The following is a 26,016-nucleotide window of genomic DNA, read 5'->3' as shown; positions in this document are numbered from 1 at the left end:
GGTTAGACCTCGGCCTGGTAAGTGACCAAGCTGGTGCGGGTGCCGACCTCGTCGTAGAGCTTCTTGGCGGACTTGTCGTCTGCCGTGGTGACCCACTGCAGGGTGCGGTAATTGTGCGCCTTGGCGTACTCGCGGGCGAATTCCAGCAGGGACTTGCTCACCCCGCCGTCACGGACAGCCGAGGTGACGAAGAGGTCGTCGATGAACAGTCCGACGTCGCCGCTGAGGGTGCGTGGGAACGGTCGGTAGAGCGTGAATCCGACGAAGTCCCCGTTGTCGTCGACCGCGACAGCGCCGTCGAGGTCATGGTTCTTGTCGATGATCCAGCTCCACACACGCAGAGCCTTCTCGTCGGTCAGGTCGCTCTTGGAGAACTCGCTATACCCTTCGAGCAGGCCCAGCCACGGGAAGAAGTCTTTGTCGCCCAGCGGGCGGACCTTGATTGACATGCGGTTCTCCTTAGATTTCCGACACCGTGGCGAGCACGATATCAGTTACGACCAGCTCATCGGCCTTGACGAAGGTCAAGTCCGTGATCCGGCCTACTGCTTTCAAATCGGCGGCGACCTGCGCGAGCAGGGCAACCTCTGCTTCCGGTCCGCCGATGGTGGCGGAGACGACGGCAGACTTCTGTGACGCCTTCGCGTCGGTCTTCGCCCGGCGGATGCCTGTGAGCGCCCGGCTGGCCAGGTCCAGCAGCGCGAGGCTGTCGGCATCCGGCGTCGTGCCAGAGGCGACCGGCCATGGGGCACGGTGCACCGAGTCGTCGTTGGACCACGACCAGGCTTCTTCGGTGGCGAACGGCACGAACGGGGCAAACAGGCGCAGCAGGGTCGACAGGGCGGTGCGCAGCGCGGCGACGGCCGACGCCTGCTCCGGACCGGGCTCGCCGTAGGCGCGTTCCTTGACCAGTTCGAGGTAGTCGTCACAGAAGGTCCAGAAGAAGCTCTCGGCGGTCTCGAGCGCACGGGCATGGTCGAATGCGTCGAACGCGGCGGTCGCCTGGCCGACGACGACGTCGAGACGGGCGAGCATGCTCACATCGATGGGTTCGGTCACCGGTGCTGCGTCATCGCCGGCGAAGCCGAGGATGAACTTGCTGGCGTTGAGGATCTTGATCGCCAGGCGGCGGCCGATCTTGATCTGGGTGGGGTTCTTCGGGTCGAACGCCGCGTCGGTGCCCAGCCGCGAGGACGCCGCCCAGTACCGTACGGCGTCTGAACCGTGCTGACTGAGCACGTCGGCGGGAGTGACCACGTTGCCCTTGGACTTGGACATCTTCTTACGGTCGGGGTCGACGATGAAGCCCGACAGTGCCGCGTGCTTCCACGGCGATTCGCCGTGTTCGAGTTCGGCGCGCAGCAGGGTGGAGAACAACCAGGTGCGGATGATGTCCTGGCCCTGCGGACGCAGCGAGTACGGGTACACGAGGTCGAAGAGTTCGGGGTCGCGCTCCCAACCGCCGGCCAGCTGAGGGGTGAGGGACGAGGTGGCCCAGGTGTCCATCACGTCGACCTCGCCGACGAAGCCGTTGGCCGCTCCGCGCTGCTCGGCCGTGTAGCCGGGGGCCACATCCGAGGACGGGTCGACGGGCAACAGGTCGACGGTGGCGATGATCGGCTGGTCGAAGACCGGGTTGGACTCGGCGTCGAGCGGGTACCAGACGGGCAGGGGAACTCCGAAGAATCGCTGGCGGGAGACAAGCCAGTCACCGGTGAGGCCGTTGACCCAGTTCTCGTAGCGCACGCGCATGAATTCAGGATGCCACTGCAGAGCGGATCCGTGTTCGATCAGGCGGGCGCGAAGCTTCTCGTCGCGGGCACCGTTGCGGATGTACCACTGGCGGGTGGAGACGATCTCGAGGGGCTTGTCGCCCTTTTCGAAGAACTTGACCGGGTGCACGATCGGCTTGGGGTCGCCGATCAGGTCGCCGGACTCACGGAGGAGCTCCACCATGGCCTGCTTGGCCGAGAAGACCGTCTTGCCGGCAAGCTGGGCGTAGGCGGCCAGCGCGGCCGGGGTGACGATGACGTCGGGGGCCTCGGCGATGATACGGCCGTCGAAGCCCATGATCGCGCGGTTGGGCAGGTCGAGTTCACGCCACCAGACCACGTCGGTCACGTCGCCGAAGGTGCAGATCATCGCGATCCCCGAGCCCTTGTCCTTCTGGGCGAGGTGGTGAGCGAGAATCGGGATCTCGACGTCGAACACCGGGGTGCGTACCGTGCTGCCGAAGAACGGCTTGTAGCGGTCGTCGTCCGGATGCGCGACAAGAGCGACGCAGGCGGCGAGGAGTTCCGGCCGGGTGGTCTCGATCTCGATGGTGGAGCCGTCCGGCTTGTGGAAGGAGACCCGGTGGTACGCGGCCGGCATCTCCTTGTCCTCGAGTTCGGCCTGGGCGACGGCAGTACGGAAGGTGACGTCCCAGAGGGTGGGAGCCATGGCCTGGTAGGCCTCGCCACGGTTGACGTTGCCGACGAAAGCGAGCTGGGAGGCGGTGATGGACTCCGGCGCGATGGTGCGGTAGCTCTGGTTCCAGTCGACGCTGAGGCCCAGGGTGCGCCACAGTTCCTCGAACTGTTTCTCGTCCTCGACGGTGAGGCGTTCGCAGAGTTCGATGAAGTTGCGGCGGCTCACGGGGAGCTGGTCGGCGGCCTTGGTGCTCTTGCCGTCGCCCCCCTCGAAGGGCGGCACGAAGTCGGGCGTGTACGGCAGCGATGGGTCGCAGCGCACGCCGTAGAAGTTTTGCACACGTCGTTCGGTGGGCAGGCCGTTGTCATCCCAGCCCATCGGGTAGAAGACGCTCTTGCCGCGCATGCGCTGGAAGCGAGCCACGACGTCGGTGTGCGTGTAGCTGAAGACATGGCCGATGTGCAGTGAGCCGGAGGCGGTCGGCGGGGGAGTATCGATCGAGAAGATCGACTCCTTCGTGGCGGCCGCGCGGTCGAAGCGGTAGGTGCCCTGTGCTTCCCAACTGGTCTCCCACTTGGCTTCCAGCCCTTCGAGGGCGGGCTTTTCGGGAACGCGGTCAGCGTTGGTCATGACACTCCGATTCGGTTCAGCGGCACCGTGTCGATGGTGAGGTGCCTTCAGTACTGCTGAACCAATCTAGCCGATTCTGCGCCCGAGGCCGCACGACGAGGGGGCGAACGGGCTGATCCGAGCGAGGATCGCGACGGTGGCTCCCACCGAATCTGCCTTTCGGCGGACATCTGGCGGGCGGGCGGCGCGGTGCCGGGGCGGTCGCCAGAATGGCGAAGAATATTGACATGAAAATACTTCAGATTTAACTTGTGCGCGGTGGTGGGAGACCGCTAGTTTGAGCGAAGGGGCAACCGATTTTTTTGGGTCTACCGGGGAATTTCCTTCCTGACTGGGTCAACTCAGGGTTTCGATTGGGTCGCATACTGCGGCCTTCATTCTGGACCCCGGCCTGCCCTGAACCGAAGGATTCCGTCATGCGTAAACCCAGTACCCTCGCCCGGCGTATTGTGACCGTTGGTGTTGGCCCGGCCGCCATCCTGCTCGCCGGCGCGATGGTGTTCCAGGCGTCGAACGCCGCCTTCTCATCCTCGACCCGAAACCCCGGCAATAGCTGGAGCACCGGAAGCGTGGCCCTCACGGACGACGACAACGGCACCGCCGGCTTCCAGGTCACCAATGTCACGCCTGGCGACACTGGCGAGAAGTGCCTCGTCGTGACGGCATCGTCGTCCGTCGCCGGGGTAGTCAAGGCCTATGTGCAGAACCTGTCGCCCTCGGCGCAGGGACTGGAGAAATACATCAAGCTGAAGATCGAACAGGGCACCGGCGGGAGCTTCGCCGACTGCACGGGTTTCGTCATCGACCCGGCGGTCCCGGTCCTGCCGGCAGCGTCGTTGGCCACGCTGTCCACGGTCAATAGCGACTACGCCACCGGTGGTAGCGCATGGACGACCACTGGAAACGCCAGCGGGGAGTCCAAGACCTACAAGGGCACCTGGACCTTCGACGCGACCGGACTGACCCAGCTGCAGGTCGACGCGTTGCAGGGCGCCTCCACCAGCATCGACCTCGTCTGGGAGCTGCAGAACAGCAACTAGTTCGGCCATCCCACCACCAGGTAGCGCCCCGACAGATCAGGTAGCAGTGTCCCTCGACAGCGGATCCACCGACAGCACCGTCGGTCGCCAGCCCCGCGCCGTGCGCGGGGGCTGGGGATTCCTGACGATCGCCACCCTGTCGAGGGCCTACCTGGTGCTGATGCTTGCCCTGGGCGCCTGCGCCACCCTGCCGATGCTCACCGGCCTCACGGGTTCGATCGTGCAGAGCGGGTCCATGGAACCGCTGATCAGCACCGGCGACGTCGTGCTCTCCGAGCCCATGGAGGCCGACACTCCGCCGCCCCTCGGGCGCGTCGTGAGCTTCCCCGCCCCGGCCGGATCTGCCACCGCAGGCACCATGCTGCACCGGGTCGTCGGGGCCAACGAGGACGGGTCGCTCATCACGGCGGGTGACGCCAACCAGAGCGTGGACAGCAGCCCCCTGGACCGGGGCGACATTATCAGCCAAGCCCAGCTCCTGATCCCCTGGATCGGGCTGCCCGCCTTCTGGCTGACCACGACGGCCATTACTCCGCTAGTGCTGTGGCTGATCCTCACCGCCGCGGCCGTCGTCGTCGTCGCGCTGGACGGCGCCGCGAACCCCCGGCCGCGCCGGCCCCGTGGACGTCACTTCCGACCGTCCCGCCAGGGGAGGGGCCCGCGGGTTGCTCCGGCCGAACTGGCCGCAGTGGGAGTCGTTGCGACCCTGATCGCCGTCACACTGGTGGCGGCACCGCCAACCGAGGTGACCGCCGCCTTCAGCGCCTCCACAACCATGGCCGGCAGCTCTTGGGAGACCGCCGGCCCCGCAACCCAACTGGCCTTCACGACCGCCCCCTCCGGGTCAACCGGCGGCGTCGCCTGGGCCCGTCAACCCGTCGTGGCCATCCAGAACGCCGAAGGGGAAACCGCGTCGAGCACCGCCAGCGTGGCCCTGACCTTGACCAATCCGGCTGGGGCGACCCTGGCCTGCGCGGCCAATCCGGTAGCCGCCGTCTCCGGCCGGGCGTCATTCGCCGGCTGCCGCATCGACCGGGCCGGAACCTACACCCTGACCGCCCGTTCCGGCGCACTTCCCGCCGCTCTCAGCGCCACATTCACCATCACGACGGGCCCGGCCTCGAAGCTGGTCTTCACGGCCCAACCGGGTTCCACATCGGTGGACACAGCCTTTGCCGTCCAGCCGATACTGGCGATCCAGGATGCCGGCGGGAACACCGTCAGCAGCACAGCGGCCGTCACCCTGGGCCTGACCAGCGCAGCAGGGGCCGGCCTCACCTGTACGGCCAACCCGAGAGCTGCCGTGGCCGGAACCGCTACCTTCGCCGGCTGCAAAATCACCAAGCCCGGGAGCTACTCCCTGACCGCGACCGCGGCCGGGTTGACCGCGGCCGTGAGCGGATCCGTCGCGATCAGCGCTGGTCCCGCCGCTCGCCTCGTCTTCACCACCAGCCCGTCCGGCTCAACCGGCGGGAGAGCTTTTGGCACCCAGCCCGTGGTCGCCGTACGGGACGCGGGTGGCAACGCCGTCGCCACCACCATGCCGGTCACCCTGGCGATCACCACAGCGGCGGGGGCAACCCTCGCCTGCAGCGCGAACCCGGCCACGGGCACCGGGACCGTCGCATTTGCTGGCTGCTCTATCGGGCGGGCGGGCACCTACACCCTGACCGCCAGCTCGGGAACACTCACGGCGGCCGTGAGCGCAAGCTTCACCATCGCGGTCGGACCCGCCACGAAACTGGGTTTCACGTCGGCACCGAGCACGACCCGGTACAACACCACCTTTGACACCCAACCCGCGGTCGCGATTCAGGACGCCGGCGGCAACACCGTCGCGAGCACCGCCGCCGTGACCCTGAAGCTCACGACCGCTGCCGGGGCCACGCTGTACTGCACAGCGAACCCCAAGGCGGCAGCGTCCGGGGTTGCGACGTACTCCGGCTGCAGGATCGACAAGGCAGGCAGCTATACGCTGACCGCCACATCCGGCGTCCTGACCGCGGCTGTCAGTGGCAGCTACACGGTGACCCCGGGTCCTGCAGCGAAACTGGCTTTCAGCGTCAACCCCGGTGGGTCGACCGGCGGCGTGGCGTTCTCCGGCCAACCCACGGTCGTGGTGCAGGACGCCGGCGGCAACATCGCGACCGGCACCACGCCGGTGACACTGAGCCTGACCACCGCAAACGGAGCCACGCTGACCTGCACGACGAACCCGCTCTCCCCGCTGTCGGGCGCAGCCGCATTCGCCGGCTGCGCCGTCGACCGCGCCGGCAGCTACACGCTGCGGGCGGTGTCCGGCAATCTCACCGCCGCCACGAGCGCAAGCTTCACGGTCGCGACCGGGCCCGCTGCCCGGCTGGTCTTCGTCTCTTCACCAGGGTCGACGACCTCGGCGACCACGTTCGGAAACACGCCGGCAGTGACCGTGCAAGACGCAGGCGGTAACGCTGTCACCGCGACCGGGCAGGCCACGCTTGCCCTGACCAATGCTGCCGGCGCAACACTGGCTTGCGCGACAAATCCCGCGCCGTCGTACGTCGGTTGGGGATTCATCTTCTCGGGATGCAGCATCGACAAGGCCGGTACGTACACACTCACCGCAACCGCCGGCACCCTGACGACCGTGAGTCCCGCATTCACGGTCACGCCCGGTGCCGCGAGCAAGCTGGTCTTCGTTGCGGCTGGGTCGGGTGGGTCGGTGAACCAGGTCTGGGGCACCCAGCCGAGCGTGGCCATCCAGGATGCCAGCGGCAACGTCGTTGCGAGTTCGGCCTCGGTCACTGTCAGGCTGACGACCCCGGCAGGCGCCACTCTCACGTGTACCAGTAACCCTCGTGCCGCGGTGTCCGGTGTGGCGACGTTCGCCGGTTGCCGGGTGAATCGGGCGGGGAGCTACACGCTCACCGCGACGTCGGGGACCCTCGCGGCGGGGGTCAGCCCCGGTGTCACGATCGCTCCGTAGTCGTGGAATAGCGGAGTTCGCCCGAACCCGCCCGACTAGAACGGCGGATCGTCGGGCAGGTCGCTTGTCCGCGGCCGTGCCGATGTCGCCGGTGGTTCGGGTGTGGGGGCCAGTGTGGGTGGTGGCCCGAGGGTGGTTTCCGGGTAGGTGCGGTGGGTTTCCCCGGCCGGGGAGGTCCAGCGCAGCACCCCGCCGGGTTCTTGCACCACGGCCCAGAGGGTTTGGTGTTTGAGCCGGTGGTGGGCGCGGCAGAGGTGGGCCAGATTGTCGTAGTCGGTCGGTCCGCCGTGTTCCCGGGCGATGGTGTGGTCGATATCGCTGCGGGAGGCGGGCCGGGTGCAGCCCGGGAAGCGGCAGGTGCCGTCCCGCAGCGCAACCCAACGGCGCATATCAGCGGGGGCTGTGTAGTGTTCTTTTCCGACCGAAAGCACGGCCCCGGTCTCCGGGTGGGTGAGTATCCGAATGAAGCTGGGGCAGCCGGCAGCGATCTCCCGGGCGGTGTCGGCCGGGATCGGCCCGTACCCTTCCAGGAATCCCGGTTCCATGGTTCGGCCCATCAGGGTGAAGACCGGGACGGTGACCATCACGCTGCCGCGGATGCCGCCGCCGGTGCCGGCGGGGGTGACCCCGTCCAGGACCAGGTCGGCCATCGCGTCGGCGCAGATCTGGCCGATCGTGCGCCGGTCCATCTCGGGAATCGACGCGTCGTGTCGTTCTAAGGCCTGGGTGGTTTCGACGATGCTGGTCAACATGTCGAGTGCGGCCTGGGTTTGCACCGCGGTGCCGTACCAGGTCAGAGTGCCCATGCCATCGGCCCGACCCTCCCACCAGACCCCGCGTTCGGCAACCGCGGCGGTGGCCCGATGGGTCAGGGTCTCCGGGTGCGCCCGCTCCCGCATCCGCCGGGCCTTCACCGCGAGCTTGCCGACCGTGAGGTCTTTCGCCACGGGCAGCAACCTCGCTTCGAACTCGGCGGCCTCCTCGAGCGGGAGGAAACTGAGCTGCTCCATCAACACCTGGCCATGCCGGTAACTGATCTCGCCGGAACTCATCGCCGTCAAAGTGGCCTGCATCGGGCCGGCGAACAAGGAGGATTCACCGATCAGGTTCTCCGCGGTGCGATCGGCCAGGCGCAGCGAGCAGGCGACCTCGGTCGTGATCGTGCGGCGGGCGATCTCCTGGTCCTCCCACGCCGGGATCTTCCGCGGGCTGGCGTCGGCGTCGGCGAGGACCGGCCCGCGCACCGACTCGGCGGCGTAGTCGGGGTTGAGCAGTTTCGCGGTGGCCGGGTCGGAACTCCACCGCTGCAGGTCCGCCAGCGCGCGAGCCCGCTTGGCGGTCGCCTTCGCGATGCTGCGGTGGGCCTTCCTGGCCGTGGCTACCTTCCGCGCGAGGGTGGCTTGGGCCTGTTCCTGCAGGGTGCGGCGGCGCCGGCGGGCGTGCGCCGCTGCGCCGGCATCGGGGGCTGCTTCAGAGTTGGGATTCGGGCTGGGATTGGGTCCGCCCGCGCTGTCGCGGGCGTCGTGACCCGGGTCCTCCGGGTCGGTCGGGAACCGCTCTGCTGGGCTGCTCATACCCCGATAATTGCACCGACCACCGCCACTCCAGCCCCTTCAGAACCGGGTGGGGAAAGGCACTCAAACCGGCCGCCTGTGGAGGAGCCGCGGACCCGGACGCATCGACGGTCCCTTCGCTCGCTAACATGTCCCGCCACCCTCGAAATCGCCAAGAGCGACGATCACCCGTTCGATCAGCAACGACCTTCCATGAAGGGTCAAACGGGTATTAGCGTGGGGCATGAGAACCTCCGTGTTCGTGGCGACTTTGACATCTCCCCAAGAACCGGAGGTTCTCCCCTTTTTAACCCCGAATGTCACCAACCTGTCGGCTCAGTACAGCTAGGTCCCGCAGCCTTGCTGCCCTGACTTCCCAGTCAAAATCACAGGTGGAACGCTGTTTGGTGGTGATGCTCGACTGCTCTTGTCCAGTTTTGAGAAGACCCGGTCCTTTTGCGTCAAAACGGGTCGCGACTCCAAGCCGATCGGGTGGTGGCGTGCACAAACCTTCAAGATGCTCCCTAAGCGGTGGACGTAGCGTCGATGCTGCTGGGATGGCGATCTGTTCGAAGGCGTGTAGCACCTCCTCGGGCGGGAATGCCGGTGTTGCTGAGCGCTCACACGCGTTTAGCCCCGCTGACTGCGCCAAGGGTAAAGCCGCCCGAACCAACGTGAACTGACCGACGAGGCGGGTGCCTCATTGATCATAGAACTGAGGTGCTCTGGTTGACGAGGATGGGAAGCCGAGCTTGGAGGCCTTCCTGCGGCTGGTGAGACTCTCGTCGTCCAATGGTCGGCCTGGGGTCTGCCGAAACACCGCGGAGCGGTCGCGAATGTAAGTTTACAGTCGAGCAGACTGGAGCACGGCGAGCGTCAGAACAAGGTTCTTGCGCCCGTTTCGGTGAGGGCAACGCGACCAAAACTTCGCGAGAGGACGCGCCTCTGGCGCTGCCGATCGCAACAACACGCTGAAGAATAACCTTCTACGCGGATGGGGAGCGCCCTTGTCACCCAACTGATGGTCACGGCTCGTGGTTGGCATCCGCTGTCGGTTGGCATAACGGCAGACGGACCGGACCACGACGATCGCCTTCACTAGCCTTCGTAGATTTATTGACCCACTAGGCTCACCCCAACGGTGAATGCAGGGGGGGAAATTTCGCCCGCAACTTAGCCGGTAGTGATCGACTCATCAAATGAAAGAGGAACATCATGGTAAACGGAGCTTTGGCATTAGGCAGTTCACAATCATCACCCACTGACACTTCAGCCAGACGGATTCCCGTCTTGATTGTGGCCTTGGTCGCGGCGCTGGCCCTGGCCCTAGGTCTCGGCCTGCCGCAATCAGCGAGCGCGGCAATCCAGCCCAACGTCAGCGCACTCGATAACATGGCTTCAGACTTGCAATCCTATGCGAATAGGATCGCGACAGGAAGTACCCCACAGGCAAACAGGGAAGAAGCCATCCGACAGGCGAATAACACTCTCGAGTTACTTGCCGGGACCGTGCCAGCTGGATCAGCAGGAGTGCAGCAGGCTGCCGCTCAATTTCGGGACTATGCGCAAAAAGGTAATAGAGCGAAGGCCGCAGCAGTTTTGAACTTGGTCGCGAAGAAGGTTTTTGCACTCACCGCGATCTACCGTCAAGGTGACACCCGCGCGGGTTTCGCTTGGTCCTAACGTAACCTAATTCGGCGAAGCGCCCCCAAACTGATGCGAGGGGGCGCTTCGTCACCTGAGGCAGCAAACTAGACAGTGTTCAGTCGCAGCCCGAACTGCCGAGACGGTGGGAAACTAATCCACCAAAATTTTACGGGATGCGAGAATTCGTTTTCGCTGGTACTAGGCCAGACGCGGGACGGCGGCGAGCAGCGCACGGGTATAGGGATGCGCCGGCCTGGTGAAGACCTCGGCGGCGGTGCCGGTCTCGACGATCCGGCCGTCGTTCATCACGGCGACGTGGTCACTGACGTGCTGGATCACGCCAAGGTCGTGGGAGATGAACAGAAGGCTCAACGACAGCTCACGCTGCAGCTCGTCGAGCAGGTCGAGGACCTGGGCCTGCACACTCACATCGAGCGCCGAAACGGGTTCGTCACAGATCAGGATCCGGGGGCTGGAGGCCAGGGCCCGGGCAATGCCCACCCGCTGGCGTTGCCCGCCAGAGAGGTCGGTGGGCCGGCGATCCAACAGGGTCTCGGCCAGGCCGACATCGTCAAGAAGTGCGGACACGCGGGCGGCCGTGGCGCGGCGCCCCGCCGAACCACCTCCGGTGCTGCTCCCGGCGGTGGCGGCGACGGCATGGCGGAGGATCTCGCGCACGCTCAGCCGGGGGTCGAATGATCCCAGCACGTCCTGGTAGACCGCGCCGACCAGGGGCCGCCTGGCCCGGCGGTCGCGTTCGGGCAACGTGCTCCACGCCTCGCCGAGCAGGCGCACTTCACCGGTGTCGGCGGCCGTGAGCGCGAGGGCGAGCCTGGCGGTGGTGGTCTTGCCGGAGCCGGACTCGCCCACGATGCCCAGAGTGCTTCCCCCGGGCAGCCGGAAGGACACCTCGTCGACGGCGCGGTGCATGGTGCCGTGCGGGCCGCGGAACGACTTGGACAGCCCGATGGCCTCCAGGGCGATGACCGGTTCGGCAACGGACTCTACCGGCGGGGTGCGGGACGCAACACTGACGGGGATCCGCTCGGGGACGCGCGCGGGCGGGTTCGCGACAACAGGCTCCCGCACGGCCGTCGCCGGCGCGAGCCTGGACCCGCGCGGCCTGTCCACGGGAACCGCGGCCAGCATCCGCCTGGTCTCGGCGTGCCGGGGGTTTTGCAGCACCTCGGCCGTTGTGCCGGTCTCGATGATGCGGCCCTCGTGCATCACGGCGATCCGGTCGGCGATGCGGCTCACCACGGCGAGGTCGTGGCTGATCAGCACGATGGCCGTTCCCCGGCCGCGCACCTGCTCGAGCAGGTCGAGCACCTGGGCCTGCACGGTCACGTCGAGGGCTGTCGTGGGTTCGTCTGCCACCAACAGTGGGGGATCGAGGGCGAGGGCGGCGGCGATCAGCGCCCGCTGGCGCTGGCCGCCGGAGAGCTCCCCGGAGCGCCGGCCCGCGTAGAGCTCCGGCTGCGCCAGTCCTGCGGCGGCGAGGATCTCGAGGACCTTGCGGCTGCGTTCGGTCTGGTCGAGGCGGGTGTGCAGGCGCAGCGAGTCGCCGATCTCGCGAATGATCGGGCGGAGCGGGTCGAGGGAGGCAAGAGCGTCCTGCAGCACCAGACCCACGTCCCGGCCGCGGCGGCGGCGCCAGGCTGCCTCCGACAACCCGAGCACGGACTCGCCGGCGAGGCTGAGCTCGTCGGCGCTGACCCGAGCGGAGGTGCCGGCCAGTCCGAGGATGCTCCGCGCGGTGACGCTCTTCCCCGAACCGGACTCGCCCACGATGGCCAGGCATTCGCCGGCGCGGAGCTCGAACGAGACGCCGCGCACGACATCGGCGGCGGACGCATCGCCGAAACCCACCCGGAGATTGCGCACCCGCAGGGCGACCGCCGGATGCGGGCCGGCGCTGCGTGAATCCGTGGCGCTCATGCGTGCCTCATCCGTCGTTCGATCGAGCGGCCGAGGGTCGTCGCGCACACAGCGGTGATCACGATGAACAGACCGGGGAAGAAGCTCATCCACCAGGCCGAGGTGATGTAGGTGCGGCCGGCGGAGAGCATGGCGCCCCACTCGGCGGCCGGCGGTTGCGCGCCCAGCCCCAGGTAGCTCAGCGCGGCGGCCCAGACGATGGCCTGACCGATTCCCAGGGTGCCGAGAACGAACAGCGGCGCCAGCGTATTGGGCAGGATGTGCCTGGCCAGGATCCGGCCGCGACCGAGGCCCTGCACGGTGGCGGCCTCCACGAACGCCGAGGAGCGCACCCGCAGCAGCTGGGCTCGGATGATGCGCGCGTAGCCCGGCGCCGTGGAGAGCCCCACCGCCACAATGGCGCTGCCCGGACCCGGACCGAACACCAGGATGAACAGCAGCGCCAGCAGCAGCCCGGGAAACGCGAACAGCACCTCGAGGAACCTGTTGACCGTGAAGTCCACGGCCGCGCCGAGGGTGCCGGCGATCGTGCCGAGGACCGCACCGAGGCCGAGCCCGATCACGGTGGCGGTGAGGCCGATCAGGAGGGAGTCCCTGGCGCCGTCGACGACGCGGGTGTAGATGTCCCGGCCCGATTCGTCGGTGCCGAACCAGTGGTCCCACGACGGGGCGCCGAACGCGGCCAGCGGGTCGATGGCGAGCGGGTCGCCCGGGGCGAGCAGGCGCGGCGCGATCGCCGCGGTGAGCAGCAGCATGGCCACCAGCACGGCAGCGAGCTCCACCACGGAGGCCCGCATGCTGCCGAACCCGCCGGGAGCGGATGACTGGGAGCGGCCGGCACTGTGACCGGTCGCCGACGCCTGAATCTCCAGTTCGCTCACGAGAGCGCTCCGTTCCCGATTTCGGTGGGTCGTGGGTCGGCCAGGCCGGACGCGAGGTCGGTGACGATGGTCATCAGGATGTAGGCCAGAGCGACCACCATCACCACGCCGACCACCACCGGAACGTCGCGCACGGTGACGGCGTTGAGCAGGGTGCGGCCGAGGCCGGGCCTGGCGAAGATCGTCTCGACCACCACGGCGCCGCTGATCAGGGAGCCGAACGCCCAGCCGGACAGGCTGATCGCGGGCAGTGCGGCGTGCCGCAGGGCGTGCCGCCAGAGCACCCCGCGGTCGCTTTCCCCCCTGGCCCTGGCCGAGAGCACAAACGGTGATTCCAGGGCGGTGTTCAGGCTCTCCCGCATGACCTGGCCGAGGAAACCGGCCAGGGGGATGGCCAGGGTGACGACGGGCAGGACCAGGCCGCGGGCATCCGCGGTGCTGATCGGCGGCAGCACCCCCCACCAGACGCTGAAGACCACGATGAGCGTGGTGGCCAGCCAGAAGTGCGGCAGAGCCGCAGCGACGATCTCGAGGCCGGTGCCGATCCGGGCCGCGAGGCGGCCGCGCCCGGTGGACCACGTGGCCAGGACGAGGGCGATCAGCCAGGCGACCGCGAGCGAGAGAACGGCCAGGACCAGGGTGCCGCCGAGCTGGCTGAGCACGAGCGGGCCGACATCCATGTTGAGCGCATAGGACCGGCCGAGGTCGCCGGTGGCCAGGCGGCCCAGCTGCTGCAGATATTGCACCAGCAGCGGCTGGTCGAGCCCGTACTCGGCGCGCACCGCCGCGAGCGCCTCCAGTGAGGTCTGTGAGCCCGGACCGCCGAGGATCGCCTCGGCAGGGTCGCCCGGGATCAGTCGCACGGCGAAAAACGTGACGGTGGCGACGGCCCACAGCACGAAGACCGCGCCCGCGAGTCGCCGGGCGAGACCTCGGAGCCGAGGCCGTGCGCCCCGCCGGGCGGCTGTCGTCAGCGGTTCAGCCACGCGTCGTAGAACGCCGGCGTCGACACCGTCGGCAGCGCGCGAGCGCCCTCGACCGCCGTGCCGAGCAGGAAGTGATTCTGCTGGTCGTAGAGCGGCAGGATGTAGAAGCCCTCCAGGATCAGGTCCTGAGCGTCCTCGTACAGCGCGGCGCGCTGGTCGGCGTCACCACCGTTGGTCGAGCCTGTCGAGACCTGGTTCGCCTCGGTGAGGAGCGAGTCCAGTTCGGGATCGTTCACCTGGGCGTGGTTGGCGAAGTAGCCGCTGGGCGCGGGGGTGATGCCGTCGGAGTGGAACAGGATTCGCAGCACGTCGGGGCCGATCTTGGTGTACGGCGCGCTGACGGCGTCGTACGCGTTGCTGCCCAGGGCGGTGTACCAGCTGGAGAGGTCCAGCTTGGTCAGCTGAACGTCGAACCCGGTCTCCTTGGCCGTCGCCTGAATCTGCTCGAACAGCGACTGTTCGGCGGGGATGGACTGGTTGGTGCTGACCGGGAAGACCACGGTGAGTCGCACTCCGTCCTTGACCCGGTAGCCGTCGGAGTCCTTCTCCGCCCAGCCGGCACCGTCGAGAAGCTCGGCGGCGGCGTCAGGGTCGTAATCGAACAGATCCGGCCTGGACACCCCGAGCGGTTCGACGCTGGACAGTGCGGAGGTGGACCGTTCGGCGCTGCCCTGGAACAACGACGCAACGGCGTCGTCGACGTTGGCCGAGCGGATGAACGCCTCACGCACCGCGGCGTCGTTGAACGGTGCCTTGCCGGAGTTCAGTTCGATGCGATTGGAGGCGCCGGGGCGCGGCGCGTCGAGGTGAACGATGGTGTCGCTGGCCTCCGCCTGGCTGATGGTGTCGGGCTGGGCGTTGTCGATCACATCGACCTCGCCGGCCTGCAGGGCGGCGTACCTGGAGGCCGAGTCCGGGATGAAGCGCCAGACGATTTCTTCCAGGTACGCCGGCCCGTCGTGCTCGGCATCGGCCGGGGGAGAGCTGTAGTCCTCGTTCCGCACCAGGGTGATGGCGTTCTGCTTCACCCAGGAGTCGACGATGAATGGTCCGGTGCCCACCGGTGCGGCGCAGTTCTCGTCCTGGCTGCGCATGAGCGCGGTGGGGGATTCGATGGCCAGCCACGGCTGGGCGAGCGACTCGAGCAGGGCACTGTCTGGCTGGGCCAGGGTAAGCCGCACCACGGAATCCGAGACCGCTTCGGTACCGGTGACCTTCGCCAGGGCCAGGTATCCGGTCGATGAACCGGTCTCCGGGTCCTGCAGGTGCGCGATGTTGGCCTGCACCGCGGCGGCGTCCAGCGGGGTGCCGTCGGTGAAGGTCACGCCGTCTTTCAGCGTGAACTCCCAGGAGAGGCCGTCGGGGCTCACTGTCCAGCTGTCGGCCAGCCACGGGATGATGGCGCCGTCGGCGTCGAGGGAGACCAAGGATTCCAGGAACTGGGAGCTGACCAGGGCCTGCGGGTAGTTGCCGCCGACGTGGGGGTCCAGGCAGGTGGGCTCGGCGTCACCGGACGCGTAGGTCAGGGTTCCACCGCTGGTGGGCTCGTCGCCGCCTCCGGAGGACGCGGCGCTCGTGCAGCCGGTCAGGGCGAGGCCGAGGGCGGCCGCACCGGCCAGGGCGGCGAGGGTGGTGGAGCGCGAAGGAATGATTCCCGGACGGGGCATGCGGCGGTCTCTTTTCACGAAAGCGGTGCGGTTCAGGGGAAATACGGGGGAAGCCTGCTGTGGCATTATTGGACTCAGTCCAAAAAAAGATGTGTTGAGTCTCATCGTAGAACACAGGAGAGCCGTGTCCGATTCCCGTGCCCCCGGTCGACCCCAGGCGTCGTCCCGGGCCATGCTCGAAGAAGCCGCGGCGGAGCTGTTCCTGGAGCAGACCTACGCCGGTACCACGATCGGAGATATCGCCCGGCGGGCCGGGGTGAGCCGCAACACCTTCTTCAATTACTTCTCGGCCAAGAGCGATCTGCTCTGGGTGGATGTCGATGCGGGCCTGGACGTTCTGCCCGCCTCCCTCGCCGATTGCGACAGGGCCGCCCCGGTCACCGAATCGGTGCGACAGGCTCTGCTGCGGGTGGCCGCGGGGTTCGGGCCCGGCCGGGTGCCCTGGGCGCTCACCCAGTATGAGTTGATGGCGACGAGCAGTGAGCTGGAAGCATCCGCGCTGGCCAGATTTCTCGTGCAGGTGGGTCTCGTGCACGAGTTCGTCGGCGCCAGACCGGGGCAGGCCGCCCTGGCCGATCTCGCCGGACGGGCGTTCTCGAGCGCGGTGGTGGCGGCGGCGGTCGCGGCCGCCAGGGAGTGGGCCGCCGCCGGCGTGGGCCGCGGGGAGCTGGCCGGGTACGTTGACGTGGCGATCTCGCCGGTCTGCGCGGGATTCCACCCGGTTCTCGACCGGGTCCAGGATTCCTGACAAGATAGTATTGATCGATAGTGATTCACAGACGCAGATCCGGCTATCACCGGGGAGTCTTCGGAAGAACGTCGTGTTCGTGCCCCGGCACGTTCTCGACAAGTAGAGCCGAACGGGTCGGGCCCGTCACAGCCTTAGTTTGAGCGGTCGTTCGCTACTTCCAGGAACGGCAAGCGAGGTGGTACCGCGCAACGTCCTGTCGGGGCGAGCGTCCTCGTGGAATAGGCCAGCGACTCAACACCGCCTCGTCCAGGAGAAGCATGACGTACCCGCAGCAGCCCACAGACAACGCGTTCGGCCTCCCCGACGCCGACCCGGCCCGCTTGGACGCAGCCGTCGTTCCCTCACCGAACTTTCCGCAGATCGAAGGCGAGGTGCTGGACTTCTGGGAGAAGGACGGCACCTTCCAGGCCTCCATCGACAACCGCGAGGGAGCGCCGGAGTGGGTCTTCTATGACGGCCCGCCCTTCGCCAACGGCCTGCCGCACTACGGCCACCTGCTCACCGGGTACGCCAAGGACCTGTTCCCGCGCTTCCAGACCATGCGCGGCAAGCAGGTGCACCGCCGGTTCGGCTGGGACACCCACGGTTTGCCCGCCGAGCTGGAGGCCGAGCGGAAGCTCGGCATCACCGACAAGAGCCAGATCGAAGAGATGGGCCTGGCCGCGTTCAACGCCGTCGCCCGCGAATCGGTGCTCGAATACACCAAGGACTGGGAGAAGTACGTCACCCGCCAGGCCCGCTGGGTCGACTTCGAAAACGACTACAAGACCCTCGACATCACCTTCATGGAGTCGGTGATCTGGGCGTTCAAGGAACTGCACACCAAGGGCCTCGCCTACGAGGGCTACCGGGTGCTGCCGTACTGCTGGCGGGACCAGACCCCGCTGTCCAACCACGAACTGCGCATGGACGATGACGTCTACAAAATGCGCCAGGACCAGACGGTCACGGTCACCTTCCCCCTGGTCGGCGCCAAGGCCGAGACCCTCGGCCTCACCGCCGTTCGGGCCCTTGCCTGGACCACCACCCCCTGGACCCTGCCGACCAACCTCGCCCTGGCCGTCGGCCCCGAAATCGTCTACGCCGTCGTTCCCGCCGGCCCCAACGGCACGCCGGATGCCGAGGTGCTGCGCGAGCAGGCCGGCGCACCCGATCCCGCCACCGAGGTGCTCGGCGCCGAGTACCTGCTGGCCATCGACCTGGTCGGCAGCTACGCCAAGGACCTCGGCTACGAGAGCGCCGCCGACGCGACGGCCGCCATCAGCCGCACCGTCACCGGCCGCGACCTCGAAGGCGTCTCCTACGACCGTCTGTTCGACTATTACGCCGACGAGAGCGAGTGGGGCACCCAGAACGCCTGGCGCTTCGTGGTCGCCGACTACGTCACCACCTCCGACGGCACCGGCATCGTGCACCAGGCTCCCGCTTACGGCGAGGAGGACCAGACGGTCTGCCAGGCCTACGGCATCCCGGTCATCCTCTCGCTGGACGACGGCGGAAAATTCCTGCCCGCCGTCACCGAGGTCGCCGGTCAGCTCTGGAGCGACGCCAACAAGCCGCTCACCCAGCTGATCAAGTCGCAGGGCCGGCTGCTGCGCCAGGCCAGCTACGAACACTCCTACCCGCATTGCTGGCGCTGCCGCAATCCGCTGATCTACAAGGCCGTGTCGAGCTGGTTCGTCAGGGTCACCGACTTCCGCGATCGTATGGTCGACCTCAACCAAGAGGTCAACTGGGTTCCGGAGAACGTCAAGGACGGCCAGTTCGGCAAGTGGATCGGCAACGCCCGGGACTGGTCGATCAGCCGCAACCGGTACTGGGGCTCCCCGATCCCGGTGTGGAAGAGCGACAACCCCGCCTACCCGCGCATCGACGTCTACGGTTCGCTCGATGAACTCGAAGCGGACTTCGGCGTGCGCCCCACCGACCTGCACCGCCCCTACATCGACCAGCTCACCCGGCCCAACCCCGACGACCCCACCGGGCAGTCCACCATGCGACGCATCGAGGATGTCCTGGACGTCTGGTTCGACTCCGGCTCGATGCCGTTCGCGCAGGTGCATTACCCGTTCGAAAACCGGGAGTGGTTCGACAGCCACAACCCGGCCGACTTCATCGTGGAATATATCGGCCAGACCCGCGGCTGGTTCTACCTGCTGCACGTGCTCTCGACCGCCCTGTTCGACCGGCCCGCGTTCAAGAACGTGGTCAGCCACGGCATCGTGCTCGGCAACGACGGCCAGAAGATGAGCAAGTCGCTGCGCAACTACCCCAACGTCAACGAGGTCTTCGACCGCGACGGCTCCGACGCCATGCGCTGGTTCCTGATGAGCTCCCCGGTATTGCGTGGCGGCAACCTCATCGTCACCGAGGAGGGCATCCGCGAGGGCACCCGCCAGATGCTGCTGCCGTTGTGGAGCACCTGGTACTTCTTCTCGCTCTACGCCAACGCCACCGACTACACCGCCACCTGGCGCACCGACTCCACCGATGTGCTCGACCGCTATCTGCTGGCCAAGACCCGCGACCTCATCGAGGACGTCACCGGCGACCTCGAACGCCTCGACAGCACCCTCGCCGCCTCGCGCCTGCGCGACTTCGCGGACGTGCTGACCAACTGGTACGTGCGCCGGTCACGCGACAGGTTCTGGGCAGGCGTCACCGCCGACGGCACCGGTGCGGATGCCTTCGACACCCTGTACACGGTGCTCGAAACCGTGACCCGCGTAGCCGCGCCGCTGCTGCCGCTGATCAGCGAACGCATCTGGCAGGGCCTGACCGGCGGACGCAGCGTGCACCTCACCGACTGGCCTGACGCCACGGTGTTCCCGGCCGACCCCGGCCTGGTCACGGCCATGGACCAGGTGCGCCTGGTCAGCTCCACAGTGCTGTCGCTGCGCAAGAAGGCCGGCCTGAGGGTGCGGCTTCCCCTGGCGAACCTCACCGTGGTCACCACCGTCGCGGCCGCCCTGGCCGGCTTCGAGGGCATCCTGCGCGACGAGCTGAACGTCAAGGCCGTGACCCTGGTCGAGCAGGAGGCCGGCAGCGCTGAGAGCTACGGCATCACCTCCAAGCTCACGGTGAACGCCCGCGCCGCCGGCCCGCGCCTGGGCAAGCAGGTGCAGCAGGTCATCAAGGCCGCCCGCACCGGCGACTGGTCCGAAACCGACGGTGTCGTCACCGCCGGCGGCATCGAACTGGTCGAGGGGGAGTACGAACTGGAACTGCAGGCCGCCTCCACGGCCGCGGACGCCGAGTCGGTGCTGAACAGTTCGGCGCTCGCCCTGCTCGCCGGCGGCGGATTCGTGTTGTTGGAAACCACCACCACGCCCGAACTCGAGGCGGAGGGCCTGGCCCGCGACCTCATCCGCGCCGTGCAGGACACCCGCAAGTCGGCCTGTTTCGAGGTCAGTGACCGCATCCGCCTGGACCTGGTCTTCTTCGACGAGGCCGACGCCGCCACCTTCTCGTTGGCGACAGGCGTCGACGTCGCCGGCGAAACCTTGGCCATCCGGTTCAGCACGCACTCGGCACCGGCCGATGCCGCCGGCACCCCGTCCGAATGGCTGCCCGGTCTGACCGGCTCGATCGTGGAGCACTACGTGCGCTTCGAGGCCAACCACTACGCGAACCACGGACCGGTCATCGTTGCCGTCGCCCGCGACAAAGGAACCATCAATGTCTGACGATTACTACCCCGACGAATTCCGTGACGCCGGCGACGCCGTGCTCGCCGCACTGCTCGAAAGGGTGGGCGAGGGATCTCCGCAGCCGCGGCTGCAGGCGACCCGCCGGGCGGTCGAACTGCTCGGCGACCCGCAGAACTCGTACCCGATCATCCACGTGACCGGCACGAACGGTAAGACCAGCACCAGCCGCATCATCGAGAGCATCCTGCGCGCCTACGGCCTGCGTACCGGCCTGCTGGTGAGCCCGCACCTCGTGCGACTCAACGAACGCATCGTGATCGACGGGCAGTCCATCACCGACGAGGCCCTGGCCGCGAACTGGGCCGACATCCAGCCCTACCTGCTCATGGTCGACGCCGAACTCGCCACCGCCGGTGACGAACCCCTCACCTTCTTCGAGGCCCTCACCGTTCTGGCCTTCGCCTGCTTCGCGGATGCGCCGGTCGACGTGGTCGTGCTCGAGGTCGGCATGGGCGGCGAATGGGACTCCACCAACGTCGCCGACGGCCAGGTGGCCGTGTTCACCCCGATTGCCCTGGACCACACCAAGCGGCTCGGCAGCACCATCGCCGAGATCGCGCGCACCAAGTCCGGCATCATCAAGCCCGCGGCGGCCGTCGTGACCGCAGCGCAGCCGCCGGAGGCCATGACCGAGCTGACCCGGGCCGCCGAGCTCACCGAGTCGACCCTGGTGGGCGAGGGCAGCGAATTCGCCCTCCTCGCCAGCCACGTGGCCGTCGGCGGCCAGCTCATCTCCGTGCGCGGCATCGCCGGCACCTACTCCGAACTGTTCCTGCCGCTCTACGGCACCCACCAGGCCCAGAACGCCGCCGTGGCCATCGCCGCCGTCGAGTCATTCCTCGGCGCGGGCAGCCAGGCCCTGGTCGAAGACATCCTGGTGGAAGGACTCGCCACCGCGACCTCGCCCGGACGGCTGCAGCTGGTCGGCATCGAGCCGACAGTGCTCGTCGACGCCGCGCACAACCCGCACGGGGCCCTGGCCCTGTCCGCGGCGCTGGAGAGCTATTTCGACTTCGACGAGATCGTCGTGGTCGTCGGCATCCTCGCCGACAAGGACGCCGCGGGCATCATCGAGGCCCTGCGTCCCGCCGTGGCCCGCTTCCACGTGACCCAGTCACACTCCGAGCGGGCGATCCCGGTCGACGACCTCGCCGACCTCGTCGCTGAACACGTCGGCGACGCGGACACGTTCAGGTTCGGCGACCTCGCCCAGGCCCTCGACGCAGCTCGCGGCTGGGCCCAGGACGCCCCCAAGCGCGCCGTGCTCGTCGCCGGGTCGATCACCCTCGTCGGTGACGCCGTCGCGTTGGCCGACGCGGGGGACTGGATGACCACGTGAGAAGCGGATCGGTTCGACGATCACTCGCCTCGATCGTGCTCGGCTTCGAGCTGATCGTGGTGTTCCTGGCCACCCTGGTGATCTTCGGGCTGAGCGATCTGCCAGCCTGGGTCACCCTGGGCGGGGGAGCGTTGCTCTGCCTGATCATGGTCGCCACCCTCGGGTTGCTACGGTTCAACTGGGCCTACCTGATCGGTTGGGCAGTCCAGGTCGTCGTCGTCGCCACCGGATTCCTCAACCCGGCGATGTTCTTCGTCGGGGCACTCTTCGCCGGCATGTGGGTCTACTGCATGATCACCGGCACACGGATCGACAGACAGAACGTCGAAAGACAGAACAAGGAGAACTCATGACGAACGTTCAGGAAACACTCGTATTGGTCAAGCCCGACGGCGTGGCGCGCAACCTCTCCGGCGAGATCCTTCGCCGGATCGAGGCGAAGGGGTACTCCCTCGTCGACATCAAGCTCGTGCAGGCCGAGCGCTCGCTCCTCGCCGAGCACTACGCCGAGCACGCCGGCAAGCCGTTCTTCGAACCGCTCGTCGAATTCATGGAAAGCGGATCGATCCTGGCCCTGCGTGTTGCCGGCGACCGCGTCATCGAGGGCTTCCGCGCCCTGGCCGGCACCACCGACCCCACCACGGCCGCACCGGGAACCATCCGTGGCGACCTCGGCCGGGACTGGGGCCTGAAGGTTCAGCAGAACCTCGTGCACGGTTCGGACTCGCCCGAGTCCGCGGCCCGCGAGCTGGCCCTCTGGTTCGCCTAAACACCTCCCGAACCGCGAGAAAGGCCCCGAAAACGTCGAGTTTTCGGGGCCTTTCTCACGTCTTGCGGGCTGGAGAAGCCTCAGAGGCGGTGAAGGAAGTCCATCTGGAGTTGGGCGATCGTCGCGGCGACGAGGTAGCAGGCGATCGTGATGACGAAGATCCACGAATAGGCGCCGGCCGCGAGGCGCCGCACCCGCGCCGAACCCGGAATGATGCCGGTCTTGAGGTTGTACAGGGTCACGGCGAGGAACACCGGGATCGTCACCGTCCAGGTGACCATGCACCACGGGCACAGCACGTCGAGGACGAAGAAGCTCTGGCCCATCAGCCAAATGACGAAGGCGAGCGCACCGGCGACCCCCAGGTTCAGGCCCAGCCAGAACCACCGGGCAAAGCGGGCGCCCGAAAGGATCGCCGCCCCGATGGTGATCACCACGCTCCAGCCCGCCACCCCGATCAACGGGTTCGGGAATCCGAACACCGCGCCCTGCCAGGAGCCGAGGTTGGTGCTGCAGCCCACCAGGACACTGAAGTTGCAGGACAGTTGCGCCGCGGGATCCTCCAGCATCGTGAACTTGTCCAGGGTGAGCGCGAATGCCGCCGCGAAACCGATTGCCCCCGCGAGAATCAGGAAAACGGCGAGACCGATCGGAGGCTTTTTTGACGTGGTGAATGGCACATTCGGATTATGTCATGTGTCGCGTGCGCGTCCCTGGGAATGCGTGCGATAATCAAAACAGTCGTTTGAGCCGCGCTCAAACCGATGCCATAAGGCTTAATGGGCGGCATTCGCCCAGATTCATTGGTCCTAGACCAAAGGTATTTGCAACCAGAGCCAAGAGCCGGTTGCGGCACGCAATAGGATTCGCGGGGTTTTCGCGCAAGCGAGAGCAACGCACGAGAGAGTAACCGAGTGGGTGGCGCGGTCATCCACAGCGGTCAAGGAGCGCACCAGTGATGGTGGAAGACAACGACAACAAGAAGCGCAAGGGCCTGTTCGGCACTCGCAAAACAACCAGGAAGGCGGCACCGGCCAAGCAGCTCGAACCGATCGGTGACACGCCCCGTGTACCCGCTCAGGACGACCCGGCCGTGACGCCGGAGTCACCCTCGGCTTCGGCCGACCGAGTGGCTTCCGACCAGGTGCCGTTCGGCCAGGCCTCGTCCGACCAGGCGGCAGCCGCGGCGGACCAGCCGGTGGCATTCCCTGCCCTGCCGACACCCTTCGACGAGACCGTCGAGGTCGTTCGCCGGCCGACGACGTCCCTGATCTTCCAGGCCCCGGCGATTCTGCCGGCCCCGGTCCGGTCCGGCGGCCGTCAGCTCGACGACGAGGATGACGACCCCGAAGAGGGCTCGACGGTGCGCCGTCGCGCGCGCCGTCGCACCGGTGAAGAAGGCCGCAGCGACGACCCCGCGAACACCGTGGTGCGGGTGCGGACTCCGCGCGAACCCGAGCTGATCACCGAGCCCCAGCGGATCAAGGGCTCCACCCGCCTGGAGGCCAAGAAGCAGCGCCGCCGCGACGGCCGCGACGCCGGCCGCCGCCGCCCTGTCATCACGGAGGCCGAGTTCCTCGCCCGCCGCGAGTCGGTCGACCGCGCCATGGTCGTGCGGGCCAAGCACAACAAGATCCAGATCGGCGTTCTCGAAGACGGAGTGCTCGTCGAGCACTACGTGGCCAAGAACCAGGATGCGTCGCTCATCGGCAACGTCTACCTCGGTCGTGTGCAGAACGTGTTGCCGAGCATGGAAGCCGCCTTCGTCGACATCGGCCGCGGCCGCAACGCCGTGCTCTACTCCGGTGAGGTCGACTGGGACGCCGCCGCGGTGAACTCCCCGGGTGCGAGCCAGACTCGCCGTATCGAGCTGGCGCTCAAGCCCGGCGACAAGGTGCTGGTGCAGGTCACCAAGGACCCGATCGGTCACAAGGGCGCCCGGCTCACCAGCCAGGTGTCGCTGCCCGGCCGCTACCTCGTCTACGTGCCCAATGGGTCGATGAACGGCATCAGCCGCAAGCTGCCCGACACTGAGCGCGCCAGGCTGAAGAAGATTCTCAAGGAGGTCCTTCCGGACAACGTGGGTGTCATCGTGCGCACCGCAGCCGAGGGCGCGACCGACGAACAGCTCACCCTCGACGTCAACCGCCTCACCGCGCAGTGGGCCTCCATCGCCAAGCAGGTTGAAACGGTGTCCGGTCCGGCCCTGTTGCACAGCGAGCCTGATCTGCTGATCAAGATCGTGCGGGATGTCTTCAACGAGGACTTCCACAAGATGGTCATCTCCGGCGACGACGCCCAGGAGGTCATCGAGTCCTACCTGCGCCAGGTGGCTCCCGACCTCGTCGAGCGCGTCCAGCGCTACGAGGGCGAGCGCGACGCGTTCGACGAATACCGCATCTCGGAGCAGATCGAAAAGGCACTGGACCGCAAGGTCTGGCTGCCGTCGGGCGGTTCGCTCGTGATCGACCGCACCGAGGCGATGACCGTCGTCGACGTCAACACCGGCAAGTTCGTCGGATCCGGCGGAAACCTCGAGGAGACCGTCACCAAGAACAACCTCGAAGCAGCCGATGAGATCGTTCGGCAGCTGCGCCTGCGCGACATCGGCGGCATCATCGTTGTCGACTTCATCGACATGGTCCTGGAGTCCAACCGTGACCTGGTGCTCCGTCGCCTGGTCGAGTGCCTCAGCCGCGACCGCACCAAGCACCAGGTGGCCGAGGTCACCTCGCTCGGGCTCGTGCAGATGACTCGCAAGAAGCTCGGCTTGGGCCTGCTCGAATCGTTCAGCGAGAACTGCGAGGCCTGCGCCGGACGTGGAATCGTCATCCACCACGACCCCGTCGTCAAGCACCGCCAGACCGCTCAGCCCACTCAGGAGCGCCGCCCCCGCAGCAAGTCCAACGGCAACGGCGGCTCCGGCCACGACGCCGGCAACTCCGGTCAGCGCGGCAACGGCAACCAGAATTCCGGTCAGGCGCATGGTGCGCCCGTACAGACGGATTCCACCAAGGCCGGCCATGGCACGCACGGAATCACCGAGGACGCCAAGCACGCCCTCGCGCTGATCGCCGCGCGCACCATCAGCCGCTCACTGACCGGTTCGATCCCCGTGCTCGCGCCGACCGAGACGGCTGCCCCGGCCGCCGCCCCGGCTGCTGAGGCCGACGCCCCGACCGCGGCCGAGAGCGTCGACACCGCGCCCATGGCCCGTTCGAACTCCCGGGGCAACCGTTCGGGCAGTCGTTCGGGGGGCCGCACCGGCCAGTCGACCGACAGTGCGCCCGCCGTGCAGCCCGACCGGGCGTCCACCGACCCGTTCGGCGCAGAGCCCGACACCGCCGCCCCGGCGGTTCAGGCGCCTCTCCTGGCTCCGGAGGCCGTGCCGGCCGACTCGGCCGACGGTGTCGCTATTCTCGACATCCCCGTGCAGAAGTCACCGCGCAGCCGCCGTCCGGTGAGTAAGCAGGTCACCGACCAGCTGCTCGATTCGGTGCTTGAAGCCCTGCCGGAGCCCAAGCAGCCCGGCCAGGGTCGTTCGCGCAGCCGTCGGGTCACCACCGCCGGCGGTCCGACCGCCACCGTGCAGCCGATCGTGGCTCCCACGCAGGACAACGCCTAACGGTCGACGGCCTCATCGGCCCTGCAGCGGTGCCGCCCGATTCGGGCGGCACCGCTGTTGTCGTCCGGGGCCGGTCGACCTGGCCGGTCGACCTGGCCTGTCT

Annotated in this window: 17 protein-coding genes; 9 read left to right on the top strand and 8 right to left on the bottom strand. The window is 67.5% G+C overall.

Annotation, left to right across the window (positions count from 1 at the left end; all coding sequences use genetic code 11):
- Positions 1-2: 2 nt before the first annotated feature.
- Positions 3-449, bottom strand: coding sequence for a GNAT family N-acetyltransferase (locus tag E3T22_RS10990; protein ID WP_088456384.1), 447 nt, complete (start codon positions 447-449; stop codon positions 3-5).
- A 10-nt stretch (positions 450-459) separates the two neighbouring features.
- Complete coding sequence (valS, locus tag E3T22_RS10985; protein WP_134480113.1) at positions 460-3,042, bottom strand: valine--tRNA ligase; 2,583 nt, start codon at positions 3,040-3,042, stop codon at positions 460-462.
- Positions 3,043-3,458: 416 nt separating this feature from the next.
- Between valS and E3T22_RS10980 the strand changes: the two genes are divergently transcribed.
- Positions 3,459-4,082 carry a hypothetical protein gene (locus tag E3T22_RS10980; RefSeq protein WP_088456382.1) on the top strand — a complete coding sequence of 208 codons (624 nt, stop codon included), beginning with the start codon at positions 3,459-3,461 and terminating at the stop codon, positions 4,080-4,082.
- Between the two features lie 46 nt (positions 4,083-4,128).
- Entirely contained in the window at positions 4,129-7,047 is a 2,919-nt protein-coding gene (locus tag E3T22_RS10975; RefSeq protein WP_134480111.1) for a hypothetical protein, read from the top strand.
- A 35-nt stretch (positions 7,048-7,082) separates the two neighbouring features.
- Here E3T22_RS10975 and E3T22_RS10970 read toward each other — a convergent pair whose 3' ends face one another.
- Positions 7,083-8,621, bottom strand: coding sequence for an HNH endonuclease signature motif containing protein (locus E3T22_RS10970; RefSeq protein ID WP_134480109.1), 1,539 nt, complete (start codon positions 8,619-8,621; stop codon positions 7,083-7,085).
- A 1,194-nt stretch (positions 8,622-9,815) separates the two neighbouring features.
- On the opposite strand from E3T22_RS10970, the gene E3T22_RS10965 reads away from it, so the two are divergent.
- Positions 9,816-10,283, top strand: a complete 468-nt coding sequence (locus tag E3T22_RS10965) for a hypothetical protein (protein ID WP_133163859.1) — start codon at positions 9,816-9,818, stop codon at positions 10,281-10,283.
- A 162-nt stretch (positions 10,284-10,445) separates the two neighbouring features.
- Here the strand turns inward: E3T22_RS10965 and E3T22_RS10960 are convergent, their stop codons facing one another.
- From E3T22_RS10960 to E3T22_RS10945, 4 genes are all read right to left on the bottom strand, one after another.
- On the bottom strand, positions 10,446-12,185 hold the full coding sequence (locus E3T22_RS10960; RefSeq protein ID WP_134480107.1) for an ABC transporter ATP-binding protein: 1,740 nt from the start codon (positions 12,183-12,185) through the stop codon (positions 10,446-10,448).
- The gene (locus E3T22_RS10955) at positions 12,182-12,982 is read right to left on the bottom strand and encodes an ABC transporter permease (protein ID WP_134480182.1); all 801 of its coding nucleotides are present in this window, start codon (positions 12,980-12,982) and stop codon (positions 12,182-12,184) included. Before E3T22_RS10955 ends, E3T22_RS10960 begins: the two co-directional genes overlap by 4 nt.
- 80 nt (positions 12,983-13,062) lie before the next feature.
- The gene (locus E3T22_RS10950; RefSeq protein ID WP_240632187.1) at positions 13,063-14,052 is read right to left on the bottom strand and encodes an ABC transporter permease; all 990 of its coding nucleotides are present in this window, start codon (positions 14,050-14,052) and stop codon (positions 13,063-13,065) included.
- Positions 14,037-15,719, bottom strand: a complete 1,683-nt coding sequence (locus E3T22_RS10945; protein ID WP_174776233.1) for an ABC transporter substrate-binding protein — start codon at positions 15,717-15,719, stop codon at positions 14,037-14,039. The genes E3T22_RS10950 and E3T22_RS10945 overlap by 16 nt, the downstream gene beginning before the upstream one ends.
- Positions 15,720-15,843: 124 nt before the next feature.
- Between E3T22_RS10945 and E3T22_RS10940 the strand changes: the two genes are divergently transcribed.
- From E3T22_RS10940 to ndk, 5 genes are all read left to right on the top strand, one after another.
- Positions 15,844-16,467: a TetR/AcrR family transcriptional regulator gene (locus E3T22_RS10940; RefSeq protein WP_240632186.1), complete on the top strand. Its 624-nt coding sequence runs from the start codon at positions 15,844-15,846 to the stop codon at positions 16,465-16,467.
- 260 nt (positions 16,468-16,727) lie between these two features.
- Positions 16,728-20,156 (top strand): isoleucine--tRNA ligase, encoded by a 3,429-nt coding sequence (gene ileS, locus E3T22_RS10935; RefSeq protein ID WP_134480105.1) that lies wholly within the window; start codon positions 16,728-16,730, stop codon positions 20,154-20,156.
- The gene (locus E3T22_RS10930) at positions 20,149-21,519 is read left to right on the top strand and encodes a folylpolyglutamate synthase/dihydrofolate synthase family protein (protein WP_088456376.1); all 1,371 of its coding nucleotides are present in this window, start codon (positions 20,149-20,151) and stop codon (positions 21,517-21,519) included. Before ileS ends, E3T22_RS10930 begins: the two co-directional genes overlap by 8 nt.
- Positions 21,516-21,872, top strand: a complete 357-nt coding sequence (locus tag E3T22_RS10925; RefSeq protein WP_103459903.1) for a DUF4233 domain-containing protein — start codon at positions 21,516-21,518, stop codon at positions 21,870-21,872. Before E3T22_RS10930 ends, E3T22_RS10925 begins: the two co-directional genes overlap by 4 nt.
- Positions 21,869-22,288, top strand: a complete 420-nt coding sequence (ndk, locus tag E3T22_RS10920) for a nucleoside-diphosphate kinase (RefSeq protein ID WP_088456374.1) — start codon at positions 21,869-21,871, stop codon at positions 22,286-22,288. The genes E3T22_RS10925 and ndk overlap by 4 nt, the downstream gene beginning before the upstream one ends.
- Positions 22,289-22,368: 80 nt before the next feature.
- Here the strand turns inward: ndk and E3T22_RS10915 are convergent, their stop codons facing one another.
- Positions 22,369-22,968, bottom strand: a complete 600-nt coding sequence (locus E3T22_RS10915) for a vitamin K epoxide reductase family protein (protein ID WP_103431970.1) — start codon at positions 22,966-22,968, stop codon at positions 22,369-22,371.
- Between the two features lie 278 nt (positions 22,969-23,246).
- Here E3T22_RS10915 and E3T22_RS10910 point away from each other — a divergent pair, with 278 nt between their 5' ends.
- Entirely contained in the window at positions 23,247-25,913 is a 2,667-nt protein-coding gene (locus tag E3T22_RS10910; RefSeq protein ID WP_134480180.1) for an Rne/Rng family ribonuclease, read from the top strand.
- Positions 25,914-26,016 lie beyond the last annotated feature (103 nt).

The organism is Cryobacterium sp. TMB3-10 (assembly GCF_004402305.1).
GTDB lineage: Bacteria > Actinomycetota > Actinomycetes > Actinomycetales > Microbacteriaceae > Cryobacterium > Cryobacterium zongtaii.
Note: the sequence above shows the minus strand (reverse complement) of the source record. Positions and strands in the feature narration are given on the sequence as shown.

What these genes read in the sequence shown, in the direction of transcription:
- E3T22_RS10945 (WP_174776233.1), bottom strand. Translation starts at nt 15,719, where the DNA reads ATGCCCCGTCCGGGAATCATTCCTTCGCGCTCCACCACCCTCGCCGCC.
- E3T22_RS10970 (WP_134480109.1), bottom strand. Translation starts at nt 8,621, where the DNA reads ATGAGCAGCCCAGCAGAGCGGTTCCCGACCGACCCGGAGGACCCGGGT.
- ileS (WP_134480105.1), top strand. Translation starts at nt 16,728, where the DNA reads ATGACGTACCCGCAGCAGCCCACAGACAACGCGTTCGGCCTCCCCGAC.
- E3T22_RS10955 (WP_134480182.1), bottom strand. Translation starts at nt 12,982, where the DNA reads ATGCGGGCCTCCGTGGTGGAGCTCGCTGCCGTGCTGGTGGCCATGCTG.
- E3T22_RS10980 (WP_088456382.1), top strand. Translation starts at nt 3,459, where the DNA reads ATGCGTAAACCCAGTACCCTCGCCCGGCGTATTGTGACCGTTGGTGTT.
- E3T22_RS10990 (WP_088456384.1), bottom strand. Translation starts at nt 449, where the DNA reads ATGTCAATCAAGGTCCGCCCGCTGGGCGACAAAGACTTCTTCCCGTGG.
- E3T22_RS10930 (WP_088456376.1), top strand. Translation starts at nt 20,149, where the DNA reads ATGTCTGACGATTACTACCCCGACGAATTCCGTGACGCCGGCGACGCC.
- ndk (WP_088456374.1), top strand. Translation starts at nt 21,869, where the DNA reads ATGACGAACGTTCAGGAAACACTCGTATTGGTCAAGCCCGACGGCGTG.
- E3T22_RS10965 (WP_133163859.1), top strand. Translation starts at nt 9,816, where the DNA reads ATGGTAAACGGAGCTTTGGCATTAGGCAGTTCACAATCATCACCCACT.
- valS (WP_134480113.1), bottom strand. Translation starts at nt 3,042, where the DNA reads ATGACCAACGCTGACCGCGTTCCCGAAAAGCCCGCCCTCGAAGGGCTG.
- E3T22_RS10910 (WP_134480180.1), top strand. Translation starts at nt 23,247, where the DNA reads ATGGTGGAAGACAACGACAACAAGAAGCGCAAGGGCCTGTTCGGCACT.
- E3T22_RS10960 (WP_134480107.1), bottom strand. Translation starts at nt 12,185, where the DNA reads ATGAGCGCCACGGATTCACGCAGCGCCGGCCCGCATCCGGCGGTCGCC.